Raw genomic sequence first — 21,189 nt, forward strand, 5'->3', positions numbered from 1 at the left:
GTGTGCCTGCTTCCTCAAGCCTATTCTAACAAATTACGACTGGCTGCGTTAGAGGTACCGGGTTTCATATTCCTTTGGTGCCTTGGAGCGCAGCGGAAAGGAATGGTCATAAATATGAATAATAGAGTGTAAGTACAGGTCGTATTCAGAGGCAGCCATGCGCCGGAAAAAAGAAGCCGAACGGCAGCGGAAAAAATACCTGTCTTTGGCCGCCCGGAAATGAATATACATGAAAAATCCCATGCAGATAAAAATATGTCAACGATCTGCGCCGGTTTGGTTAATGAACGTCCTACAAATCCGTCGAACAATTCCGTATAATGCACGCAAGGCCGTTGCGAAAGTACGCAAAATACAGGCCGGAAAAGTGGTGACAGGTCGTGAAGATATGGAAAAGGTGTTTCCGCCTGTGCTTTCAGATTTCAATTTTGTTGTGGTAGCCGGGTGTGGCCCGGTTAAAATGCCTCCCGTCTACGCATTTAAGACGCCAATAAGCCCGCCATTTCAAGACTTTCCCGGTATGGTCGGTGGGCATACATGACAGATTATCCAATCTCCGCCAGAGAGGGCTTCTAAATGCGTAGAGGAAAACCCATAAGAAAGCGCCGGACACGGCCTGCTGGCCCTGCGCCCGGCGTTTTCTCATAGGCTGTCCTTTAGGATGGCCTGGATCAGCTTGTTTTGCAAGCGGTGTTTCATGTACTCGTCCACCCGCACATGAGGCGTTCCGTCCAGATCATAGAGCGTCCGGGTACATAGCTTATTCATATAGCCGTCATAGTACCGTAAGATGCGCTCCATTGCCAGCGGATCACCGGCACAGGCATTTGCAAATACAGACAGGGGCAGACGCACCCTGCCATGAAATCCGTTGACAGGTTGAAATGATGTAGCTTTGTTCATTAACCTTTGATATAATATACATAACAGGAACACCCAAAGATCGTATCATTTTTGAGAGTTAAGGTGATAAATTGCTACAAATTTTGGAATGCAACCGATAGTTGCCGAATAGTTGGTAGAATGAGAGTGCCACTTTCGCTACAATATAGGTGGAGGTGAAGAATATGTCATTAGGCGAAAGGATTAAGGAGCAACGAAAAATCTCTGGATTATCACAAGAAAAAGTGGCCGAGTTTGTCGGTGTAAGCCGACAAGCAGTAACAAAGTGGGAAACAGGTCAATCCGCCCCAAGTACAGAGAATCTTTTCAAGCTGGCAGAGATATTCGGCACGACAGTAGATATACTGTTAGCTTCCGATGAAGAAGAAAAAGACACACCGGCGGAACAGATTTACTATCTTTACAAAATGGAGCAAGAAAAGATACGTGAAGAACGCCGTAAAAAAATAAGAAAGAATATATTTTTTACACTGGTTGTTGCCGTTGGGTATGTCATTGTCTATCTTGTTGGACGCATTTTCGGTACGACTGGGCAGCAAACAAGTGTAATAGGGTGGCTATTTGGAGATGATCCAGCACAATTAAGCTATTTATATGGTTGGCTGCTACATCAAAATATATTTTGGATTGCTATGGCGGTATCTGTAATCCCTGCATTGTTTGGAAAAAAGTATTTTTCATTTACAACACTGGCAGGATTTGCGCTTGGACTACTTATTGGTGAATTAGTGGGCCAGAATCCCGCAGGAGCAGCATACGGTTACGGTCATTACGGTTGGGCTATTTGGGGCGGTATCTTTACATTCTCCATTGTAATGGGTATTATCTTTGAAAAAATCACCAAAAGCACGCTTGACTGGAAATCCAAAAAGTTATGGATTTGGTTAGCAATTTTCACCGTTGGTATTTTATTTATCGTTTTAATCATTAGAATGGGTATGCCTACGAGTTTTAGCTAATTGAAATTTGACGTTTCAAATAAACAGAGGAAAACTTCAATGAGAAATATAACTGTCTAAGTATAGGCCATATCCAGAGGAAGCCGTGAGCAGAAAGGAAAAGACCGAACGGCAACAAAAAAGACACCTCTTGTCTACGCATTTAGGGCGCAAATAAGCTCGTCATTTCAGGGCTTTCCCGGCAGGGTCGGCAGATGGGTGGGACAGATTATCCAATCCCTGCCAGAGAGGGCTTCTAAATGTGTAGAGGACAACCCATAAGAAAGCGCCGGACGCGGCCCTGTACGCCGAGATCAGCAAGAGCCGGGACGAGCTGAAACGCTGCACCGTATGCGGGGCCGTGTTCACGCCGAAATCCAACCGGGCCAAATACTGCCCGGATTGCGCGGTGCGGATGCGCCGGAAGAAAGAAGCCGAACAATAGCGGCAAAGATACCTGTCTTTGGTCGCCCGGAAATGAACACACATGAAAAATCCCATGCAGATAAAAATATGTCAACGAACTGCGCCGGTTTGGTTAATGAGCGTCCGACAAATCCCAAGAACAATTCCGTATAATGCACGCAAAGCCGTTGCGGAAGTACGCAAAATAGAGGCTTGAAAAGGGGTGATAGGTCGTGAAGATATGGAAAAGGCGTTTCCGCCTATGCTTTCAGATTTCACTTTTATTGTGGTAGTCGGGTTTGGACTGGTTGAAAGATGCCTCTTATCATTTAAGATAACCCGTGCATTGGCTCCTTACATTTAGGCGTAAAAAAAGCGGCCCGCCGGTTCATCGGCGGGCCAAATCTTTACCTTATGCAATTTTGTACCGTGCCTGCAGGTGAAGGGAAAAAACCAGTACAGCCCCCAGCACCCACACTACATAGGTCCATACCATATCTTTGCCGGAAAATTCATAGGCCATGGTAGCAAAAATAAATCCCCATACAACAGACAATAGACCACCAATCAGCCAGAAGCCAGGGCGGGTGCGGTGAAGCAGGAGAAGCCCCAGCAGGACAGCAATGCCAATCACAATCGCCAGGGCGGGATGGACGCCTAAAAGCCCGTGGGAAAGAAATCCCGCCAGGATTGCCAGCGCAATGCTGTCAAAAACAATGATGTTTCCAAAGAACAGCCCGATCACCGTCACAATCAGCCCGATTCCAATGCCGATCAACAATTCTATGCCAACGGCCAGTAAAGCAGCGCCCATACTATGGCCTCCCTTCTCAAAAACAGATTTTCTCTTTCTATAAAAATTCTACCGCTCCGGGCCACAGGAAAGCAACCGTTTTTTTGAATGTTCATGGAATGTTTGTAAATTCCGTCAGCAGCTTTTTTGCAATTTCCCAAAGCCCGTCCATGCGGGATTGCAGATCTGCAATATCCACCGCATAAATACTGCCGGTTTCATGGGCTTTCCGGGCGTACTGGTTCAGATTGTTGGAGCAGATACGCAGCAGCCGGGTCAGCTCCCGGACTTCGGACAGATCCAGGTTAATCACATATCCGTCAATCGCCATTTTACGGATAAACGCAGAAGTATTCGTGATACCGGTCTGCGCCATGCGTTCCCTGATCCTATCCATTTCCTGTTCTGAAATCAAAATGTGAAGCTGAGCGCTGCGTTTTTCTTTCGGGGCCTTCATCGCTGGGGCTGTTCCTTTGTCTTTTTATTAGGAGCCGGGCGTGGAGCATTTGCGGCGGCCTCTTTCAGAAAGTGGGTGACAGAACGCTTTTCCGCCGCGATCATTTTATCCAGATGATTTTCAAACACGCCGGGTATAAAGTTATGACGGTATTCCTGTTCGCTTGCCAGAATCCCGCGAAGCAGACCCGGAACAGCCGGCTCCATCCGGAATTTCTCGGCCTTGCCAAATTGAGCGTGAAGGGACAGCCTATGCTCATAGTAATACGCATAACTAAATTCCATTGGCTCGTTCTGGCCTTCAAACTGGACGATCACAGCCGCGGCGGGGAGGGCGGTCCGTTCAATATGCTCCGCCATAGCCCTGTAATCCTGCGTATAGAGATTTCCCTTGATCGCAGCACCTTCCATGCCGGTGATCTCCACCGTGTACGCGAGGATCGTATCACGGGTATCTTTGTAAAACTGCCAGGTGTGGAACGCATCGGAATCCCGGATAAAAATATCCCGCTCCCGAAAGCACCATGTACCGGAAGGGCGGGACATCCAGTACAGCGGGGTACGCTCCGGGTGCTTTGTTTGAGCGATACGTTCCATGCTGCCCACATCAAATTCAAAATCGGATTGATAATGCTTTGTGTTCCGCTCCATCACAGAGCGCAAGCATTGTTCTACATCCACATTTTCAAATTTCAGCTTCAATCCTTAAAGCCCCCTTTCCGGCGGGGAAGGCTGAAAACCGCGGGCCTCATGCTCCATGCGGTCTGCCCGCAGCTTTTCCATGATTGAAGGCTTCTCATTCGGCAGCGTTTCCGGGGTCAGCTCCTTGACTTCCTCATGGGTCTGCCCATCGGTAAGGTCGGCCCGGATCGGCGGGTCGTTATTCACAATGCCGTCAATCATGTTATAGTTGCCCTTTTCGCCCTCCAGGTCCAGCTCCGCGTTGCGGAGATAGTTTTCCGGCGCCTGGAAGGGCTGGCCCGCAAACAAGATTTCCCGGCGCGGGGTGAATTGCCGCAGAACACTTTCCTGCAGGCGGGCAAATTCCATATACTGATCCATCGTCAGCCCCCGGTCCAGCATTTCCTCCTGCGAGTGCGACCAGCCTTCCCCATAGAGAAAATAATACATTTCCGGCATATCGCTCACAAAGCATAAAGAGCCGTCCCGGTTGTCATAGCTTCCCGGCTGGCCTGGGGTAAAGGAATAGCGTTCCTCCCGGCCAAGATATACCTTATTGTCAGCGGAAAGCATGGCGACCATATTGGCATAGTTGCTGTGTACCGCAGAACGGATCTCCACAACCGGGTCCGCCTCCGGCGCCATCTGCCTGCCGGGGATCTCATTATGTTTTTCGGCCACATCATTTCTCGGCACACGGTCCACCGGGCCAACTGCCTCAATATCCAGCTGCGAGGCAGGGACTCTTACAGCATTTGGTTCCGGTTCTTTCTCTTTGATAAAGTAACGGACATTGGCCGTTGCCTTACGGTTCAATTCCAGGGCATAAGCCCGGGCCGCCTCCAGGGATTCAAATTCCAGGGGACGGCCATCTTCTTTGCACCATGCTTCCGCATGGCCGAACATGGAAGCGGCACTTCTGACCGCCCAAACTCCATATACCTGTTCCATTTCACATCCTCCTTATCGTTCCGGCTCCTTTGCCGCCTTTTTAGGGACAGCCGTTTCCGGGGATTTACTATTTTTAAGCTGCTGCCGGATAGAATAAGGACGCTCAGCCTCCCGGTCAGCCGAAGTGATATTGACATATTCCCCTATAATACAAAGCGCCTTATGATAGCTGTCGCAGGAAAATACCCGGTCCGCCATTTCCTTCGCCTGGTCGGGCATCCCATGGGTTTTGAGCGTGCGGGAAGCAATACCTACCAGGTTGAAAATGTTCCCGTCCTGGCCGATCAGCGGGCAATCCGGCTTTTCTGGCACTTCCTGCGCCGGTTCACGGCCCAGGCGGTTGTCGATATAATCGGACAGCCAGGTGCCGCCGAAAGTATCATGGGTTTGCAGACGCCACATAGCAAGTTTCCCTATATCCAGCTTGACATCCTCAAAAGGGAACAGCAGACAGGTAAGATCCTCATTTTGGAATACGCTCACATGGGTAAAGGTGGTTCCCTCTAAAAGAATCCCATCCTGTGTCAGCAGGTCATTGATCCCTTTGACCCACTCGCCAGGCTCACCGCCGCAGCCTTGCAGAATAAGCCCTTCTTTATCCTCCATACAGCGAAGGTCCTCCACCGTGATATTCTGAATTTCCATAGATTCCTCCTGATTTGAGATCATTTTGTTATGCGCCGGGGAAAGGGCTTCGGAAAGCGCCTGTTCCCACTGTCTGCCAAATCCCCGGACCATTGTATCGGGAAGCGCACCGTTGCGCTGAAACATTTCTAATGTGTCAAACGCCCGGTTAAACAGGGAAATATTCTGGGCGTCCACATTCGGGGCAAAATGAATGACTCCCGCGGGATAGCTCTTTCCAGTACCTACCCAGCCGCGCACAAAATCATCAAAGCCACTTCTGATTCCGGCCTGGGCCAGATCATCGGCATGGCTGCCGGGCAACCCTCTTGTTTTCCCGTACTGCTGGCCCAAAACCAGAATACCGGTCTTGGGATTATACATAAAGCGCCGGTTTGAAATATCCTGCATATCAAAAGCCTGCACCGTCACATCCAGCTTCATCATTGCGGGGACTATCGGCACGACTTCAAGTTTCTGCTTCTCCGTATCATCACCTCCCGTCAGCTTCTTTCAGTTGGCTCATTACAATCGCCGGACGGACCCAAAGCCGTTGAAATTTTCTCCATTCACTGTCTACAATGCCTTTTTCATCCCGGTAGAGCATGGCATAGGGAATAAACCCGGCTTTCCAGGCGTCCCGCAGGCGTTTTTCCGCTGCCTCCATGGTATCGCCCCGGTAGCCGATCAGGACATAACAGCAGGCTTTATGCGATTTTCTCTCAAACCCTCCAGCCTGCAAAAGCCGTCCGGCTTCCACAAGCGGCTCATAGTCATCCGGGGTATCATAGGCAAAATACATGCGCTGCGTCCTGGATTCCCGCAGGAGATCCACATGCCAGGGCCGAAGAAGGCGGGCCTCCAGCCCTCCCGTAAAGATTGGACGCTCTTTCTGTCTGCCCAGCATTTCAAATACCGCTTCAATATGTTGCCGGGAGCAGGCCAGCAGGTTATCATCCAGCACAATATTTCCTTCGGTGATCGGCAGCTCCCGCAGCCTTCCGCCTTCCCGCCGGGGGACGGAACAGAACCAGCAGCGGTTGGGACAGCCCCTTGAAGTGATAACATAGCCCTTTTTCAGATACATCCCCGGCACGAAATCACCGCCAGGCATATTGAAGGCGGGACCGCCCATGTGGACAGGGACTCCCAGCTTCATCCACTGTTCGGCAAGCTGGCACGCCTTCTCCATGTCATAAGTAAAGGCCACAGAAACATGCACTTCTTCCATATCCGGCAGGCCGCCCCTTGGCGGCGGTCCGGTAAATGCCAGAGGATCATCCGGCGTTGCTTTTGTACGGCGTGGAAATACACGCACAATCTTCAAATACACATCCCTCCTAAAAGTTGATTTCCGGCCAGTTACATTTACCTGTTTGTCCGCAACTTAACCTTCCTATTGAGGGGCAGAGTATAAATCTCTTACCGCCTATAAAAGCGTGGCCGGAAAGCCTTATAAATCAAGGCGTAAATAGGCTAAGTTGCAGACATATCATCCCTTGTGCTGGCGAATCCTGCGCTTGCGCTTTTTATCCGCGTCCCGTCTGGCCCAGATCCGGCAGGCGTCAGAACAATACGCCTGGCTGGTGGTGGGAAGATACAGCTTCCCGCATACCGGGCATTTTTTCTGGCGCTGGGAAGTATCGTTTCCCGTCAGAACTGCTTCCAGCGCCGGTTCAACCGGCAGCACAGACCGCTCAAAATACCGGCAAAGGCAGCCGGTCCACCATTTATGAAGCATATAGCAGGGGCAGTCCAGGGGAAGGCAGAGCTTTTCCCGCTCATCATAGTTGGCGCATAAGCCTGTTACCAGCCTTCGGATTGCTGCACGCTCGGAGCGGGTCAGCTCCCGCGGCGGGCCGGTCATTTCTTCCGTCCCCGCTGCTGTGGAAATTCCAGCTTGAAATTCACATACTTTTCGCCTGTATCATCCAGCACCACCACGGCGTCATAGGTTTTGCCGGTTTTCTCACTGAAAAGTCCGGACATGGAAACGCGGCCCTCCTTTAAGAGCGCCGCGGCAACGGTTTTTGTTAAGGTTTTCTTTTTACTGGAAAAGAACCGGTTTTCTTTCCAGAGTGCAAAGGCGCAGGCTCCATTTTCACAGAAGAAGCCTTTCTTCCCCTCATAGACAGCGCCGCCGCACCGGGGACAGGTGCCGACAGCTTCCCGATTGGCTGCATTTTTGCTTCCGAACAAAGAGGAATAGGCAGGATCAGGGGCGGTGTTTTGTCGGATTAGGTCACGGATCAAACCGGCAATCCCTTCCATAAAAGCGTCAGCCGTCATTTCTCCGCGTTCCACCTGTTTCAGCATGGACTCCCATTCCGCTGTAAGCGCCGGGGATTTTATCACATCGGGCAGGACAGCAATCAGGTTGACTCCCTTCTCCGTAGGCAAAAGCTGTTTCTTTTTCCGCTGGACAAATCCCGTGGACACCAGCTTTTCCAGTGTGGCGGCACGGGTGGCCGAAGTGCCCAGTCCTTTCCGCTCGGCGTCCCCCGGCATATCCTCCGTACCGGCTGTCTCCATAGCCGCAAGCAAAGAATCTTCGGTGTAGTGCTTGGGCGGGCTGGTTTTGCCTTCCCGAATCGTGGCGGTAGCCTTTTCAAATCTCTGTCCTTCTTTCAACTCCGGCAGGCGGGCCGTATTTTCGTCGCCGTCCTCCGGCTGTTTTTGTTTCAGGCTGGCACGGAAAGCCTGTTCAATGCCTTTCCATCCCTCATGCAGAATCGTTTTCCCTTTGGCGGTAAATGTGTGGCCCTCGGACTCTAAAACTGCCAGCACCGCCTCAAAGCGGTGGGGCTGGGCGGTAGCGCAGAGAAGGCGGCAGGCAAGGAGCATCAGGACATCCCGCTCACCGGCAGGCAAAGAGGACAAATCAGTGCGGGCCATCTCCACCGTGGGGAGAATGGCATGGTGGTCCGTTACCTTGCTGTCATCAATGATTCCTTCCAGCTCCGGCGCCGTGGTGCTGTCCTTGCCAAAAGGCATATTCTGCCAAAGCCACAGAGCCAGAGAGCCAACCGTTGCCTGCATATCCGCTGTGATATACTGGCTGTCTGTTCTCGGATAGGTCGCCAACTTTTTCTCATACAGGCTTTGTAAATAATCAAGGGTCTGTTGGGCAGTAAAGCCATACAAGCGGTTGCACGCCCGTTGCAAAGTAGTCAAATCGTAAAGGCGGGGCGGCTGGACGGTCTTTTTTTGCCGCTCCACTTGGCGGACAACGGCAGGCTTTCCGTCACAAACTGTCTGTATTGCCTCCGCAGCCGCTTTGTCCTCCAGCTTCTCCCCGGCAGCAGTAAACCCTCCGCAGGTGAGTTCCGGCACATAGAAAGGTTTGCTTTGGAAAGAGTGGATCGCATCTTCCCGCTGGACGATCAGCGCCAGTGTCGGCGTCATTACACGACCCACATTCAAGGTATCACCATACAGGACAGAGAAAAGGCGGGTGGCGTTAATTCCCACAAGCCAGTCCGCACCTGCCCGGCAGAGTGCCGCCTGATAAAGCAAATCATAGTCGGCGCCGGGCCGCAGGTGTTCAAATCCATCACGGATAGCCGCGTCCTCCATAGAGCTGATCCAGAGCCGGAGAATGGGTTTGCTGCATCCGACCTGCTGATAGACCAGCCGGAAAATCAGTTCACCTTCCCGGCCAGCATCGGTAGCGCACACCACAGCGTCCACACGTTTATCCTCCATCAAATGACGCAGGACGCCAAGCTGCTTTTTCTTATCCTTTGCCACATCATACTTCCAATGGGCGGGAAGAATAGGCAGATCCGCATACCGCCATTTGGCGTACTGCTCCCCATAGGCTTCCGGCTGGGCCAGCTCCACCAGATGGCCCACGCACCAGGACACCAGCCAGCCGCCGCCCTCCAGATACCCGTCTTTTTTCTCCTTTGCACCCAGCACTGCGGCCAAGGATTGGGCCACGCTGGGCTTTTCGGCTACCACAAGTTTCATTCGTCCGAACCTCCCTTTTTATCAAAGAATTTTGAAAACTGCTCGTCTGCCTGCCTTCCGGCCTGCAGCAGACACATCAAAGTTACGCCTGCGATTGTGCCAAGCGTGAAAGACAGAAAATGTGATACTGCGCTCCACATGTGCCGCACCTCCTTTGGATTTTGAATATGAAAAAAGCGCAAAGGGATAAAAACACCTTTGCGCCGTGGTTATATAGCAAAACGCCACAGAAAGGTTCTGCGGCGTGAATTCATAGTATTTAGTTTTGGTTGACAAATTAGGATTTGTCAAATTAAAAAGATAATGCATTCCCATACTGTCTGTTGGTCCTGCAAATAAGGGAGAAATATAAAACATAAAAAGCTGTATTAAAAATATGCGATTTCTACAATATACTTTTTCATAAGCATACCTCAGTACAATAACTTGTACTACATACCTCGTCAGTACTCCTACCAAAATACAAATGATGTATATTATGCATCTCTCACTTTTTCTTATGAAAGCGATTGAAAAACATATTCACCAGACTCCTCTTTATATTTAATTAAGTCATTATTTTTCAAATTAATAAAGGTTTTTTTCTGAAACGAATCTACATCTAAATATTTTTTCCCATCACTCGGATCTATAATTGTAGTAACCTCAGGTATAATATCTATATCTATAAAATGTTCCATATACCGACTTAGCTTATTAAAATGAATTAAGTACTTTCCAACAGGAAACCCATTTTCTATATTAAACTTCTCATATTCTTTTATAAATGTTTTATGCTCCGGAATTTGAATCTCCCAAAAAACATTTTCGTTTAATGAATAATATGCTAAATGATAGAGACCGTGAACAAATAGTGCAACAGATCTTCCTAACCTATTATGAATCGTATCCAGAAAAATTTCTTCTTGAACCCAATTCGATTTTGTAACGGTATTACATAATTCAAATAAATAGCTTGAAATATCTATAGGATTCTCATGGTACAATGCCAGAAGATACAAAGTAAAAGAAATGTCAAATTTACTTTGCTTCTTTGATAAGAAATCCAGAAGTTGTTTTTCTGCTACTTTCCCAATTTCTTGGTTTTTCCAATACAACGCATAGATCATATTATATTGACTTTTATAAAAACCATTATCTGAAATTTCTAAACTAACTGGCATACTTTTATCAATAAGCTTTAAATCATTTGCTGCAAAGGCCAAAATTATATTAATTAATCCAGCAGATTGATCTTGTGGGGTATGAAGCCAATTGCTTTGTATCATTCCAATTCTATTACCTTGAAATAATCCATTTAACATTAAAGACATATCGCCACTTTCGCAGGCAAGTTTGATTCCTAGAAAAATAAAATCTTCATATATTTGTTTATAAAATAATTTGAAACAATTTTTCATTGGATAACACAATAATCCTTTTCTTAAATCAGTAACGATTTCCCTACACTGGTCCTTTTTTTCATCTAGAGTCTTATACTTTAATTCTGTCATACAAATTTGTTGGATTAACCTATTCCTTTTATTCAATTATATTGCTGACTTCCTTTCACAGATGAAGAATTCCAATTTGTCCACTTATATTTCTTATTTTACCACACTGGCAAATTCTTATCTACCCGAAGCGTTCCTGAAATATCCAAGATTTATCATGTTTTCAGGAAGATAAGGCCCCACAGGGACCTCCCGCATTTCTTTCCGCTGGGCGTGAACCATACGGATTGTGGACACCGTGCCGCCTTTCTCTCGTCCATCATAGACAGCGATCACCCGATCCGCCTGGCCTACCATATAGCGGTTGCGTTTCATGTAGACATTAGAAGCCCATTCCTCGCTGACAACCTCGACCTTCGTACATGACTCCAGCATGGCCCTGGTCCGCTCGTCCTCCATCAGCCGCTTATAGCGGTTGCGGTACGGAATCGCCGCCTCCAGGCGCAGCGCCGGATTTTCTTTGGCCTTTTCCAGAACAATCCCGGCAAATAGCTGATCTGCACCGTCAGCAAAACCGGAAATAAAGTAAGTATAGCCGTCCGCGATGGCTTTTTCGATTTCGCGCCGCAGACCTTGCTCTGCCTGCTCCATATATTCAGCGGGGATTTCCCGGTGTCCGGTTACTCCGCATACTTTTTCTTTCATGTTGCAGCCTCCCTTTCAGATGATAGTTGAAAACTACCATACCTCTTATTTTAATAGGTTATATTTAGCGTGTCAACTCAAATACCCCTTTTCATTTAGCGAATAGAGCCAGCCTGTAAGGTACAATCTATTATAGAATGGGAGGTGACTATGGTGTACGAAGATTTTGTCCCGGAAAGGCTGGCAAAATTGAGGATGCAGAAGGGTGTTTCCGCACGGGATATGTCGCTGTCGCTTGGGCAGGCCAACAATTATATCAACAACGTGGAGAATAAGAAAACGCTTCCTTCTATGCAGTCCTTCTTTTATATCTGCGAATACCTGGGTGTGACACCACAGGAATTCTTCGATGAAGGCAATCCAAATCCTACTGCCTTAAACGAATTTATCGCAGAGGCAAAGAAGCTGGATTCCAAAGCGATGTCCTACATCCTCGGTATTATGAAAGAACTGAACAGCAAAAAGTAGAAGCAGTCGGCACGATGAGGCAGGCTGCTTTCTTTATCCATAAGTATTTCCATTTGCTGTTTTAACATACAGCCATAAGAAAAGGCCGCGTTTGCGGCCTTTTCCGTTATAATGCGTGGATTTCCTTCTCCAGTTCTCCAACGGCGTCCATCATGGTTTCAAAAGATGGAATCTCCCCATAGAGCATATTCCGCATGGCAGAGTAATCCTCCTGCAGCGCACCCAGGCGATATGACGGAGGAAGCAGCTTTAAGGTGGCCGGAACAGCCTCCGGGTAGCGCGCCCAGGCCCGCGGATAAAACTTCATCTTGAAATCGACCACTTTCTGCAGCAGGTCCAGCCGTTCAAACGCTTTTTCCTTCACAGGCGATTTCGCCATACAGTAAAGGTCATAATAATGGCGGGAATACCGCTGGGGCATGGAAAGATGTTCAGGCCTGTTGGCCTCATGGTGGAGGATCGTCGCCTTTTCCCAGAAAGTCCGCTCCGGCGCCACCGTCAGGACAGGAACCTCTTTCTGCTTGAATAACTGCGGGTACTGTTCCGCAGCATACGGTACAATATCCACCAGCTCTGCCGGTGTCCAAGCTGCCAGCGCCCCAATCTCCAATCGAATCACCTGTAAGGTAGAGGCATCGGTAAACAGGTTTGGATAAGCAAAGATCACTGTCTGTTTATCTTCCTCGTCTATGTAAAGATTGGCCGGAAGGCCCAATTCAGCAGAAAGTCCTTCCCGGACCTGCGGGCAGAAGGTTTCTGCCAGGAAAATCTCGGCCTTTCGGTTCGCCTCTTTATTGAAGGCATCCTGCTTGGTGTTCGAGCGTTTTTCCCAGGGTTCATTGACACCATACCCCAGGACACGCCAATCCAAAATCAGATCAATGTCCTCGGAAAACCGGCTGATAAGATGATACCCTTTGGATAAGCTGGTCCCGCCCTTAAATGTGACCGCCTTTTTCCACGGAGAGCGGTGGAACAGGTAATCCAGCGTCAGGCATACCCAAAAATCCTTTTCCACAATGGCATCGTGAAGGCCGGTTTTTGCTGCGGTGTTATGAAACAGCTCCCGCCGGTCATCAGCCGGAAGTCTGGCAATCTCAATCATTTTCTCTTTCTCCTTTGCAGATCTCTTTAATCACAGTGTAAATCCAATCCGTCGCTTCGGCTCCTTCTGCAAGGAGCGCCGCCTTTTCATCTTCATTCAGCCTGCGGGAAAGCACCCGTATGGTTTTTTCATCCACATGTTCTTTTCCCAGGGTCTTTAACGCCTGGATCACCAGGATCGTCATAGGCGACAGGCCCGTGACCTCCTTGTTGGTCCGGTGCTTAAATTCAATCTTTGTCTTATCCCATTCATAGGTTTTATATGGCCCGTCGCTGATATAGGACCATACTGCCGTTACCTGGGTAGACAGCCCCAGCATATTTAATGCGGTATCTCCACAGGGAGCGATGGTCCAATGATAGCATCTCGCCAGTGCTTTGGCAACCGCATCCGGGTCCGCCGCCACATATTCCCCAAGGAGCTTGCTGAATTTCGGCTTATCAAATACTCCCCGGATAACACGGCGCAGAACCCCTTCCTGGATCAGCCGGTTAATGCTCTGCTTAATCGTATTGTTATCTGCAATATCCGCAAAATCCGAGTTGACGAATACGCTGCCCTCCGGGGCGTTTATGATCCGGTCACGGATTTGTTCTGTATAACCGTTATTCATACGACCAACCTCCTTCATGTAACCAATATTATATATGATTGGTTACATCAATGCAATAGCTGCACCTCCTTTTTAGGTTGTCCGCATAAAAAATTTTTATTCATTCCGGCTAAAAATACACTTATTTTCCCGTGCTGCCAAAAGCGCCTGCGCCGCGTTTCCCGCCCAGGTCATTCACGAAATCTGCGATCACCACAGGCATGATGATAAGCTGCCCGATCCTGGAATCTTTCGTAAGCGTTTGGGCCTCATTTCCCACATTGCTGACAATGGCGTGGATCTCGCCCCGGTAGCCGGAATCCACAGGGGGCAGCTCGCAGACCACCCCTTTTGCCGCCAGGCTGCTCCTGGGGAACACATAGGCGGCGTAACCGTCCGGCACCTCCAGGCCAAAGCCCAGCGGGATTTTTGCAATCCCGCCAGGCTCCAGGGTACAGTCAAAAGGCATATAGACATCCGCCCCGGCGTCATTGGCGTGGGAACGGAAGGGACGGTGGTTCGCCGGCAGCCCAAAATCAATGATTTTGATTTTCACAGGCCGCCTCCTTCCAGTGCTGCGGGATAGTCCTGGCGCAGCAGGGCAAGAGGCAGCGCCCCTTTCTCGCACGGGCAGCCGCAGGACATATCTTTTTCCCGGCAGCCCTCCCGCTGGCAGAAGGGGCCGGTAAGCTCCGGGCTGAACAGTTCCGGGTCCAGCGCATATAGGTCCGTCCATATTTTCAGCAGGACAAAGCGTGTTTCATCCGTGTTGCGGCGGCAAGTCCGCTGACCGATCATGTGCTTCCACTGATAAGGCGTGGCGCTGATAACCAGCACATTGCGAAGGCTCTGCGGGGCAAGATACCCCGCAGCGTCCCTGGAAATCCCGCAGGCGCCTATATCCGCATAATGCTCCATGGCAGCCCGGCACTTTTTCAGGTAGAAGTCATGCACCCACTGGCTTGCCGTCAGGATCTCATAAGGCACCACAAAATCAGCCTGCCCCGCATAATTGCTGTACTGCAAAGAGGCGCTGATAAACTTGACCTCGTTTTGGTGCCGGGTGATCTGTGCCAGGAAACGCCTGCTGGCTCCCACAACCGCCACCGTGATAACTGAAAACTTCTGTACGGCGGGGTGCGGCAGAGAAGCGATCCGTTTGACCGTATCGGCAGTATAGGCTTTCTCATAAAGGGCCATAAGGTCATCCATAGAGTGGATCGCATGACCCCGCTGGGTGAGTCTCGCCGCAAACACCATGTTTTTTTCGGCTTCCTGTACTGCGGTGCAGTTCAAAATTTTAGTTTCAATCTGATTGATGTTCCAATTCCTCCTTTATCACAGCTTTCAGTAAAAACAGATAGTTAAGGCTGTCAGTGATCTTTTCCTCCCAGACAGCCAGCTCAAAAGTTTTCCGGTCCGTAAAGCACATATCATAAATGGAGATGATGTGCTTTGCCATCATCCCGGCCAACGCCCGCTGCGGGGTGCTGTCCTGGATCGCAGCCGCCGCTTTGAAGGCGCTGAGCCGGTCCGGGTTGTCGCCGGTATATTCTTTGGCCTTCTGAATCAGAAGCCCTTCACACTGCCGTACCTGTTCCCGGAAAACAGCCTGAAATTCTTTTTGTGTCATAACTCACCCCACTTTACGCCGTAGGAAGATAAATCCAATCGTGCATCAGGCACACGCTGGGTTCGTCCTCCCGCGGGATCAGCCGGAAGGCGCACTCGGAATACACCGTGCGCTTATCCTCAAATTCCATGTTGTAGGCTTTATAGAACCGGTATTCCAGGTTGGAGATCACGCACCGGAGCATTTGAAGGGCCTCCCGCTGGGAAGTGACAATACAATCCCGGTCAATGCTGCGTTTCAGGGCCAGCAGGGATTTATAAAGCTGCACCTCCGTCCGGTAAGGGCGGGCATACCGTTGATCCAGCCAGCCGCAGAAGGCCACCGGGCCGCTCTCGACCACATGCGCCTCCGGGTGGTGGAAGCCGTAGCTGTCCAGGTTGGCGGTATTCAAAAGATAGAGCATTTCTTTCAGCTCCGCGCTGGGCATATCGTAAAACCGCAGCATGGAGCGGTAGAGATGGACATATCCGGGAATGGGAACAATGTTATTTACCATTGCAAATCCTCCATATATAGAGATGGGCGCGGGAGCAACCGTCGTCCCGCGCCATCTTCTTAAAATCTGTTATTCAGTTACAGCTACCAGCCTGCCCATGACGATAAAGCGGTCAGCGCCGCCATTGGTACAGGTGGAAAGGGTCAGCACCTTGTCGCTGGAAGTGACGGAAACGCCCGTTTCGATCACAGAACGCTCCTGCATCGCGGAAAGCCAGGTCGTATATGCGCCGCTGTCTTTCCATTCCAGCGCCCAGGGAGAAGTTTCGCTGCCGGATTCCTCCGGGCTTGCCACAAATGCGGAAAACACCTCAACCACATAGCCGCCCTCCGGCGTTACCAGGTACATTTCCGGGTGTTCATCATAGTAAGCCTGCGCTTTGTATTCCACCAGCGTGGAGAACATGGAGCCGTCCCGCATGTTGTGCCCATAGATGATCGTGTTGTTGTCGGAAAAATCCTCCGCGTTTTCATAGTCGATGAACAGGCAGCCCACCTTGTTTGCCGTACCGTCATACAAGTGTTTCAGGTAGTAGCTGTTATCCTCGCCCTGGGCCACCGGGTACTGAATGACCGTGCCGGGAAGCTCCAGCCATGCCTTGACATCCGGCCCCTGGGCCAGCAGACTTTCAAAGTCTACCGTGGGCAGAGAAATGGAGGAAGCGCCGGTTTCCTCCGGCGCCTCCGCGTTCCCATTTTCCCCGTCCGTTTCAGCCGGGGTGACATATTCCGAAAGCCCGGCATAAGTATCGGCGCTTTCCTTGTACTGGCCGATCTCCCGCGCCAGCATAAAGCCGCTGCCTACCGCCATAGCAATGCAGATCAGAAGCACGCCGGTTGCCGCTTTGCGGCGTCCGGGGCTGGCTTTCTGTCCCTTTTTCTTGTAAACGCACAGGAAAAGGGCAACACCGCTGCCGATCACCGCCGCGCCCAGCACGCCAATCCAGATATACAGGTTATAATCATCGCCTGTCTGCGGGACCGGCTTAGAAGGATTGGAAGGCGTTGTCGGGTTATTCGGGGTATCTGGCGTATCAGGCGTTTCCGGGGTTTCTTCCTCCGGCTTTTCATTGAAGAAGCTCACTTCGGCGGTTTCATCGGCCTTGATCTCCACCGTGGCGCCATCCGGGATAATATAGTCCTCGCTGGCCTTATTTTTCACCTCGGTCACAGTGTATTTGCCCACGCGCAGCCCTTCGATCAGGATAATACCATCCTCCGGGCTTGTGAAAGTCTCGCAATAGGTGCCATCCTCACTTTTCACCTCAAAGGCAAAGCCGTCCTTGCGGCCATCGCTGGAATCTTTTGTGATTTTCAGATTGCCGCGGTAAGCCTCATTCACAAAGCCGCGGCCAGCCTCACCATTTTCCACAACGACAACCTGCCCGTCCGTGGTGATTTCAAAATAGTAGGCATTGGGGTCCAGCTTGTGGCCTTCCGGGGCAGTTTTCTCTTTGACAAAATAGCCCTTTGCCAAGAGGCCGCTCATTTCATGGAACCCTTCATCGGTTTCCGTCAGCTCCCCGATCAGGGCGTCGCCTTCATCAAACGCCTTATCGCCGTTGGTGTCCTCATAAAGCTCAAAGACAGCGCCGGGCAGCCGGTGGAGGAATGGATTGTCCAAAGTGTCCTCGCCGGTATCATCATCGGCGCTTTCTTCTGTCTCGCCAGCCTCACTTTCAGAAGTGTTTTCCCCGTCCTCCTGGATAGACTTCAATTCGTCCACAGCCTCGGTCTTGATGACCTGCACCGTACCGTGGATCAGGGTATTGTCGATCTCGATTTCAATGGTCTGCCCATCGGTGCCGATATAGACATGGTGCTGTTCCGGGCTGATGGAGTACAGGGCCGAAGGGCTGGAAATCTCCTTGATGATCCAATGGCCGAAAGGCACATCCTCAAAGGAGAAGGCGCCGTTTTCCCCGGAAGTTGTCACAAGGAGGGCATTTTCTTCTGTAAATTCCTCCGTGCCGGGAGCGAACAGTCCGATCAGCGCGCCCTCCAGGGTAAGGTCCTCACCGCCTTCGGGGTCCTCGCCGTATTTCACACCGTCAATACGCCCGCGGATCATCTCGTTGGAAATGGCCTCGCCGTCATTGACCGCAATCGTAACCAGGCCGATTTCCTGCCCGGCATACGCAAAGACTACCGGGTACTGCTGATCGGAAAGCACAAATGCCTCATTGGTGGTGCGTTCCTGGACATAGAAGCTGCCAAAAGGCAGGTCGGAGGCAAAGGCAGCCGAATACTGGCCGGGCGCGTCCTCCACCGGCGCAACCGCCACGACTTCCAGAAGCCCTCCCGCGGGAATCACGCTGCCATCCAGGGCAGTCAGGTCCTCAGAAGCGTACAGGCCAAAGGAAATATCCTTGTATTCCTCACCAAGCCCAATGCCAAAGGTTTCGTCTGTTTCCAGGGATTTCAGAAGGTCGATCTCTACCTTCTGGCGTTCATCATAAAGCCCGATGGCCGCCTGGGTGATCTCTACCTCCTGACCGGCATAGGTAAGCTCGGTATAGATCGGTGTGGGGTCCAGCACCATGCCCTCCGGCGCCTGTCGTTCCTCCAGACGGTAGCGGCCCAGGTATTGCGGTTCGCTGACCGCCGTTCCATCCTCCCCAGTGGTAAGGGTAGCGACTACCGTATCTTTTGCCACCCGCAGCGTGCCGTCACCGGTATAAATATCTTCATCGGCAATCAGGTCATACACAGCTCCAGGCTGTCCAACCACTTCATAAACCGGCTGATAGAAGCCATCATTTTCCTGCACGCTGGCAAAAACCTCGCCGGATTTGCTGATGGTGAGCTGGGCTTTCTGCGGCTGATTGTACTGTACGACGGTAACAACCGCCTCGGAACCATCTACTGTGAAAGGCACCGGCTCGTCAGAAAGGACGTACCCTTCCGGGGCTGTCACCTCATAAAGCTCAAACGCATGGGCGGGCAGCGGCTCCGGCAGCATCAGCCTGCCTTCATCCGAAGTGTAAAATACGTCAATGGTTTCAGGGTTGGGATAGTAGATTTCCTGGCTGATAAATTCACCGGTGGTAAGGTCCTTAATACGGAATCCCGTACCGGCCATAGGAATGATCTCACCGGTTTCCGCGTCCCGTTTTTCCACACGCACCCTGGCAGTGATGGCGTCATTGTTCAGGATATAGGAGTAGGTCTTTCCGTTCTCGCTGATAAATACCGTGAAATCCGGTACAAAGGCTTTATCGTCCTCACCTGCGGTCTGGTGGACGGTATAGCGGCCATAGGGCATATCCTTGGAGGCGGCAAAGCCGTCCGCATCTGTTGTCAGAATGTCCCGCTCGCTTTCTGTGGCATTTTCATAGCTGCCCGCGCTCGTCAGATAAACTTCAAAAACAGCGCCTTCCTCCGGCTTTTCCACCATACCGGCATTGGCGTCGTCACTGTGTTCCTCGTCCGATACATCCGGGTCCGGGTCATCGGTGTGTTTCACAAGCTGGATATTGCCGCGGATCACCGTTTCCGGCAGCGTATTTTCCGTGGTATTCAGCTCGATTTCATAAAGGGAAGGAGAAGCGCCCACCTCATGCACCGTTTCATCCAGCAGGTAGCCGGGGCTTGGGGAAATCTCCTGCAAGGTCCATTCATCCCCGCAAGGATAGTAGCCGGTGACAAAGCTGCCGTCCGGCCCGGTGGGGAAGGTATCTACCAGTTCCCCGCCTTTATACAGGCCATAGACGGCCCCCGCAAGGGAAGCGTCACCCTGGGCCTCGCCGGTTTCCGCGTCCACCTTGTGGCCTTCCACACGGAACTTCTTCAAAATGTTGGAAAACTGAACGCTGGCGGTCTGGCCGCTCTCGATGGTGATATACTGCGAAGCAGGCGTTACATAGCGGTCAATGGGCTGCTCGGTCACAAGATAGGTGCCCGGCAGAAGATCCAGGGACACCATGCCGTCCGCGCCGGTGACAACCGATTCCTCCACGCCGTTGCCGCTGATGCTAAAAGGAATCCCCTCAACAATGCCATCCTCACTGGTCTTTACGATCTTTGCCTTGCCATAGGTTTCTGTCTTGATCTGCATATAGAAGGAAACGGGGTCTTTGGCGCCCGTCATCATGGTCTGCCAGCCCTCGCGTCCCCAGATCAGCATGGCCTCACCGATAGGCACATTTTTGCGGAATTGGAGCGCCACCGGGGATTCCAGCATTTCCTTGCTGGTAAAGGTGTAGCTGTTTCCGCTGCGGGTCACGGAGATCCCGCTTGCAGTAAGAGCCTCCAGGTCGATATTTAAGTTGTTGGCATCGGTCAGCGTCAGGGTATAAACCTTGGCATTGGAATTCCATTTCAGTTCATGCACCGGGGCACTTTCCGCAGTTGCCCCGGCAAAAGAAGGAATGATGGAATGGGAAGCGATCTGCTCCAGAATCCAATAATAAACCTGTTCGGCTGGCCGTCCCTGCACAATGCGGAAGAAAGTATTTTCTGCAACACTTCCATTGTCGTGGCGGCTGGCAGCGTCGCTGCGGAGCTGCTGCTGGTATTCCCAAATGATACACTGCGCTGCCATGTACCAGTCATCAGCGTTGATACCAGCCATGGGGAGGGAAGCCCCAGGCTGCCAGCCATACAGGGAGGCCAGCATGATCCCGCGGCGGGAAGCCTCCGGCAACTGGTTGAAATACTGGCTGTTGTCCGTCTGTTCGGAATAATAGCCATCGTCTGAATCACCGAACCGGATGCCGCTCTCAATGCAGTACACCCAGCGGAATCCGCCGCCATCCGTGTTCAGCACGAAATGACGGTAGGCCACATTCCCGCCATGATACACATAAGAAGTAGAACCGTCGTCATGGTAGGTCATCGTGTAATAGCCCGAAGGGGAATAATAGGGCTGGCCGTCAGAGCTGATGACCGTATCGCCATAAGCGGAGCTGGCCTGCTGGCCTTCCGAAGCCGCAAACGCGCTGACAGGCAAGATCCCTACCAAAAGCAGCAGACAAAGAAAACCGGCCAAAAGCCGGGAAAGGCCATGGCCGCGCATAGATTTTGTATTCAAGCT

Annotated in this window: 22 protein-coding genes; 3 read left to right on the forward strand and 19 right to left on the reverse strand. The window is 51.1% G+C overall.

All coding sequences use genetic code 11. From position 1 onward, the window contains the following. Nucleotides 1-229: 229 nt before the first annotated feature. Nucleotides 230-541, forward strand: a complete 312-nt coding sequence (locus B5F98_RS12750) for a hypothetical protein (protein WP_143482763.1) — start codon at nt 230-232, stop codon at nt 539-541. A 101-nt stretch (nt 542-642) separates the two neighbouring features. Here B5F98_RS12750 and B5F98_RS07710 read toward each other — a convergent pair whose 3' ends face one another. Continuing rightward, nucleotides 643-903 carry a helix-turn-helix domain-containing protein gene (locus B5F98_RS07710; protein ID WP_087371137.1) on the reverse strand — a complete coding sequence of 87 codons (261 nt, stop codon included), beginning with the start codon at nt 901-903 and terminating at the stop codon, nt 643-645. 164 nt (nt 904-1,067) lie between these two features. Here B5F98_RS07710 and B5F98_RS07715 point away from each other — a divergent pair, with 164 nt between their 5' ends. Next, nucleotides 1,068-1,862, forward strand: coding sequence for a helix-turn-helix transcriptional regulator (locus B5F98_RS07715; RefSeq protein ID WP_087257708.1), 795 nt, complete (start codon nt 1,068-1,070; stop codon nt 1,860-1,862). 796 nt (nt 1,863-2,658) lie between these two features. On the opposite strand, the gene B5F98_RS07720 is transcribed toward B5F98_RS07715, so the two are convergent. The 11 genes from B5F98_RS07720 to B5F98_RS07770 form a co-directional block, all read right to left on the reverse strand. After that, nucleotides 2,659-3,060 (reverse strand): hypothetical protein, encoded by a 402-nt coding sequence (locus B5F98_RS07720; RefSeq protein ID WP_087371139.1) that lies wholly within the window; start codon nt 3,058-3,060, stop codon nt 2,659-2,661. Nucleotides 3,061-3,151: 91 nt separating this feature from the next. After that, nucleotides 3,152-3,496: a plasmid mobilization relaxosome protein MobC gene (gene mobC, locus B5F98_RS07725; protein ID WP_087371142.1), complete on the reverse strand. Its 345-nt coding sequence runs from the start codon at nt 3,494-3,496 to the stop codon at nt 3,152-3,154. Further along, on the reverse strand, nt 3,493-4,197 hold the full coding sequence (locus B5F98_RS12985) for a hypothetical protein (protein WP_087371146.1): 705 nt from the start codon (nt 4,195-4,197) through the stop codon (nt 3,493-3,495). The genes mobC and B5F98_RS12985 overlap by 4 nt, the downstream gene beginning before the upstream one ends. Before the next feature lie 3 nt (nt 4,198-4,200). Continuing rightward, on the reverse strand, nt 4,201-5,127 hold the full coding sequence (locus B5F98_RS07735; RefSeq protein WP_087371149.1) for a DUF4316 domain-containing protein: 927 nt from the start codon (nt 5,125-5,127) through the stop codon (nt 4,201-4,203). A gap of 12 nt (nt 5,128-5,139) precedes the next feature. Then, the gene (locus tag B5F98_RS07740) at nt 5,140-5,772 is read right to left on the reverse strand and encodes a hypothetical protein (protein WP_087371265.1); all 633 of its coding nucleotides are present in this window, start codon (nt 5,770-5,772) and stop codon (nt 5,140-5,142) included. A 472-nt stretch (nt 5,773-6,244) separates the two neighbouring features. Next, a complete protein-coding gene (locus tag B5F98_RS07745; protein ID WP_087371152.1) occupies nt 6,245-7,084 on the reverse strand; it encodes a hypothetical protein in 840 nt (279 codons plus the stop codon). A gap of 159 nt (nt 7,085-7,243) precedes the next feature. Then, complete coding sequence (locus B5F98_RS07750) at nt 7,244-7,618, reverse strand: cysteine-rich VLP protein (RefSeq protein ID WP_008394499.1); 375 nt, start codon at nt 7,616-7,618, stop codon at nt 7,244-7,246. Continuing rightward, nucleotides 7,615-9,723 carry a type IA DNA topoisomerase gene (locus tag B5F98_RS07755; RefSeq protein ID WP_087371155.1) on the reverse strand — a complete coding sequence of 703 codons (2,109 nt, stop codon included), beginning with the start codon at nt 9,721-9,723 and terminating at the stop codon, nt 7,615-7,617. Before B5F98_RS07755 ends, B5F98_RS07750 begins: the two co-directional genes overlap by 4 nt. Continuing rightward, nucleotides 9,720-9,863, reverse strand: a complete 144-nt coding sequence (locus tag B5F98_RS07760) for a DUF3789 domain-containing protein (RefSeq protein ID WP_087371158.1) — start codon at nt 9,861-9,863, stop codon at nt 9,720-9,722. The genes B5F98_RS07755 and B5F98_RS07760 overlap by 4 nt, the downstream gene beginning before the upstream one ends. A 357-nt stretch (nt 9,864-10,220) precedes the next feature. After that, on the reverse strand, nt 10,221-11,216 hold the full coding sequence (locus B5F98_RS07765) for a hypothetical protein (RefSeq protein ID WP_143482764.1): 996 nt from the start codon (nt 11,214-11,216) through the stop codon (nt 10,221-10,223). A 117-nt stretch (nt 11,217-11,333) separates the two neighbouring features. Continuing rightward, on the reverse strand, nt 11,334-11,861 hold the full coding sequence (locus B5F98_RS07770; RefSeq protein WP_087371161.1) for an SLOG family protein: 528 nt from the start codon (nt 11,859-11,861) through the stop codon (nt 11,334-11,336). Between the two features lie 153 nt (nt 11,862-12,014). Between B5F98_RS07770 and B5F98_RS07775 the strand changes: the two genes are divergently transcribed. After that, nucleotides 12,015-12,329, forward strand: a complete 315-nt coding sequence (locus B5F98_RS07775; RefSeq protein WP_087180141.1) for a helix-turn-helix transcriptional regulator — start codon at nt 12,015-12,017, stop codon at nt 12,327-12,329. 106 nt (nt 12,330-12,435) lie between these two features. Here the strand turns inward: B5F98_RS07775 and B5F98_RS07780 are convergent, their stop codons facing one another. From B5F98_RS07780 to srtB, 7 genes are all read right to left on the reverse strand, one after another. Then, a complete protein-coding gene (locus tag B5F98_RS07780) occupies nt 12,436-13,434 on the reverse strand; it encodes a nucleotidyl transferase AbiEii/AbiGii toxin family protein (RefSeq protein ID WP_087371164.1) in 999 nt (332 codons plus the stop codon). Further along, nucleotides 13,427-14,047, reverse strand: coding sequence for a DUF6088 family protein (locus B5F98_RS07785; RefSeq protein WP_087371167.1), 621 nt, complete (start codon nt 14,045-14,047; stop codon nt 13,427-13,429). Before B5F98_RS07785 ends, B5F98_RS07780 begins: the two co-directional genes overlap by 8 nt. 121 nt (nt 14,048-14,168) lie before the next feature. After that, on the reverse strand, nt 14,169-14,582 hold the full coding sequence (locus B5F98_RS07790; RefSeq protein ID WP_087371169.1) for a deoxyuridine 5'-triphosphate nucleotidohydrolase: 414 nt from the start codon (nt 14,580-14,582) through the stop codon (nt 14,169-14,171). Then, nucleotides 14,579-15,346, reverse strand: coding sequence for an FAD-dependent thymidylate synthase (locus B5F98_RS07795; RefSeq protein ID WP_275532894.1), 768 nt, complete (start codon nt 15,344-15,346; stop codon nt 14,579-14,581). Before B5F98_RS07795 ends, B5F98_RS07790 begins: the two co-directional genes overlap by 4 nt. Further along, entirely contained in the window at nt 15,333-15,659 is a 327-nt protein-coding gene (locus B5F98_RS07800) for a hypothetical protein (RefSeq protein WP_087371172.1), read from the reverse strand. Before B5F98_RS07800 ends, B5F98_RS07795 begins: the two co-directional genes overlap by 14 nt. 13 nt (nt 15,660-15,672) lie before the next feature. Beyond that, nucleotides 15,673-16,155: a hypothetical protein gene (locus B5F98_RS07805; protein WP_087242875.1), complete on the reverse strand. Its 483-nt coding sequence runs from the start codon at nt 16,153-16,155 to the stop codon at nt 15,673-15,675. Between the two features lie 69 nt (nt 16,156-16,224). Further along, nucleotides 16,225-21,171: a class B sortase gene (gene srtB / locus B5F98_RS07810; RefSeq protein WP_087371175.1), complete on the reverse strand. Its 4,947-nt coding sequence runs from the start codon at nt 21,169-21,171 to the stop codon at nt 16,225-16,227. Between the last annotated feature and the right edge of the window lie 18 nt (nt 21,172-21,189).

Origin of the sequence: Pseudoflavonifractor sp. An44, assembly GCF_002161675.1 — a bacterium.
In the GTDB taxonomy this organism is placed as follows: domain Bacteria; phylum Bacillota; class Clostridia; order Oscillospirales; family Oscillospiraceae; genus Enterenecus; species Enterenecus faecium.

Bases quoted from the DNA above. Each gene is read 5' to 3' on its own strand.
- B5F98_RS12750 (WP_143482763.1), top strand. From the start codon at position 230: ATGAAAAATCCCATGCAGATAAAAATATGTCAACGATCTGCGCCGGTT.
- B5F98_RS07710 (WP_087371137.1), bottom strand. From the start codon at position 903: ATGAACAAAGCTACATCATTTCAACCTGTCAACGGATTTCATGGCAGG.
- B5F98_RS07715 (WP_087257708.1), top strand. From the start codon at position 1,068: ATGTCATTAGGCGAAAGGATTAAGGAGCAACGAAAAATCTCTGGATTA.
- B5F98_RS07720 (WP_087371139.1), bottom strand. From the start codon at position 3,060: ATGGGCGCTGCTTTACTGGCCGTTGGCATAGAATTGTTGATCGGCATT.
- mobC (WP_087371142.1), bottom strand. From the start codon at position 3,496: ATGAAGGCCCCGAAAGAAAAACGCAGCGCTCAGCTTCACATTTTGATT.
- B5F98_RS07735 (WP_087371149.1), bottom strand. From the start codon at position 5,127: ATGGAACAGGTATATGGAGTTTGGGCGGTCAGAAGTGCCGCTTCCATG.
- B5F98_RS07740 (WP_087371265.1), bottom strand. From the start codon at position 5,772: ATGGAAATTCAGAATATCACGGTGGAGGACCTTCGCTGTATGGAGGAT.
- B5F98_RS07750 (WP_008394499.1), bottom strand. From the start codon at position 7,618: ATGACCGGCCCGCCGCGGGAGCTGACCCGCTCCGAGCGTGCAGCAATC.
- B5F98_RS07755 (WP_087371155.1), bottom strand. From the start codon at position 9,723: ATGAAACTTGTGGTAGCCGAAAAGCCCAGCGTGGCCCAATCCTTGGCC.
- B5F98_RS07760 (WP_087371158.1), bottom strand. From the start codon at position 9,863: ATGTGGAGCGCAGTATCACATTTTCTGTCTTTCACGCTTGGCACAATC.
- B5F98_RS07765 (WP_143482764.1), bottom strand. From the start codon at position 11,216: ATGACAGAATTAAAGTATAAGACTCTAGATGAAAAAAAGGACCAGTGT.
- B5F98_RS07770 (WP_087371161.1), bottom strand. From the start codon at position 11,861: ATGAAAGAAAAAGTATGCGGAGTAACCGGACACCGGGAAATCCCCGCT.
- B5F98_RS07780 (WP_087371164.1), bottom strand. From the start codon at position 13,434: ATGATTGAGATTGCCAGACTTCCGGCTGATGACCGGCGGGAGCTGTTT.
- B5F98_RS07785 (WP_087371167.1), bottom strand. From the start codon at position 14,047: ATGAATAACGGTTATACAGAACAAATCCGTGACCGGATCATAAACGCC.
- B5F98_RS07800 (WP_087371172.1), bottom strand. From the start codon at position 15,659: ATGACACAAAAAGAATTTCAGGCTGTTTTCCGGGAACAGGTACGGCAG.
- B5F98_RS07805 (WP_087242875.1), bottom strand. From the start codon at position 16,155: ATGGTAAATAACATTGTTCCCATTCCCGGATATGTCCATCTCTACCGC.
- srtB (WP_087371175.1), bottom strand. From the start codon at position 21,171: ATGCGCGGCCATGGCCTTTCCCGGCTTTTGGCCGGTTTTCTTTGTCTG.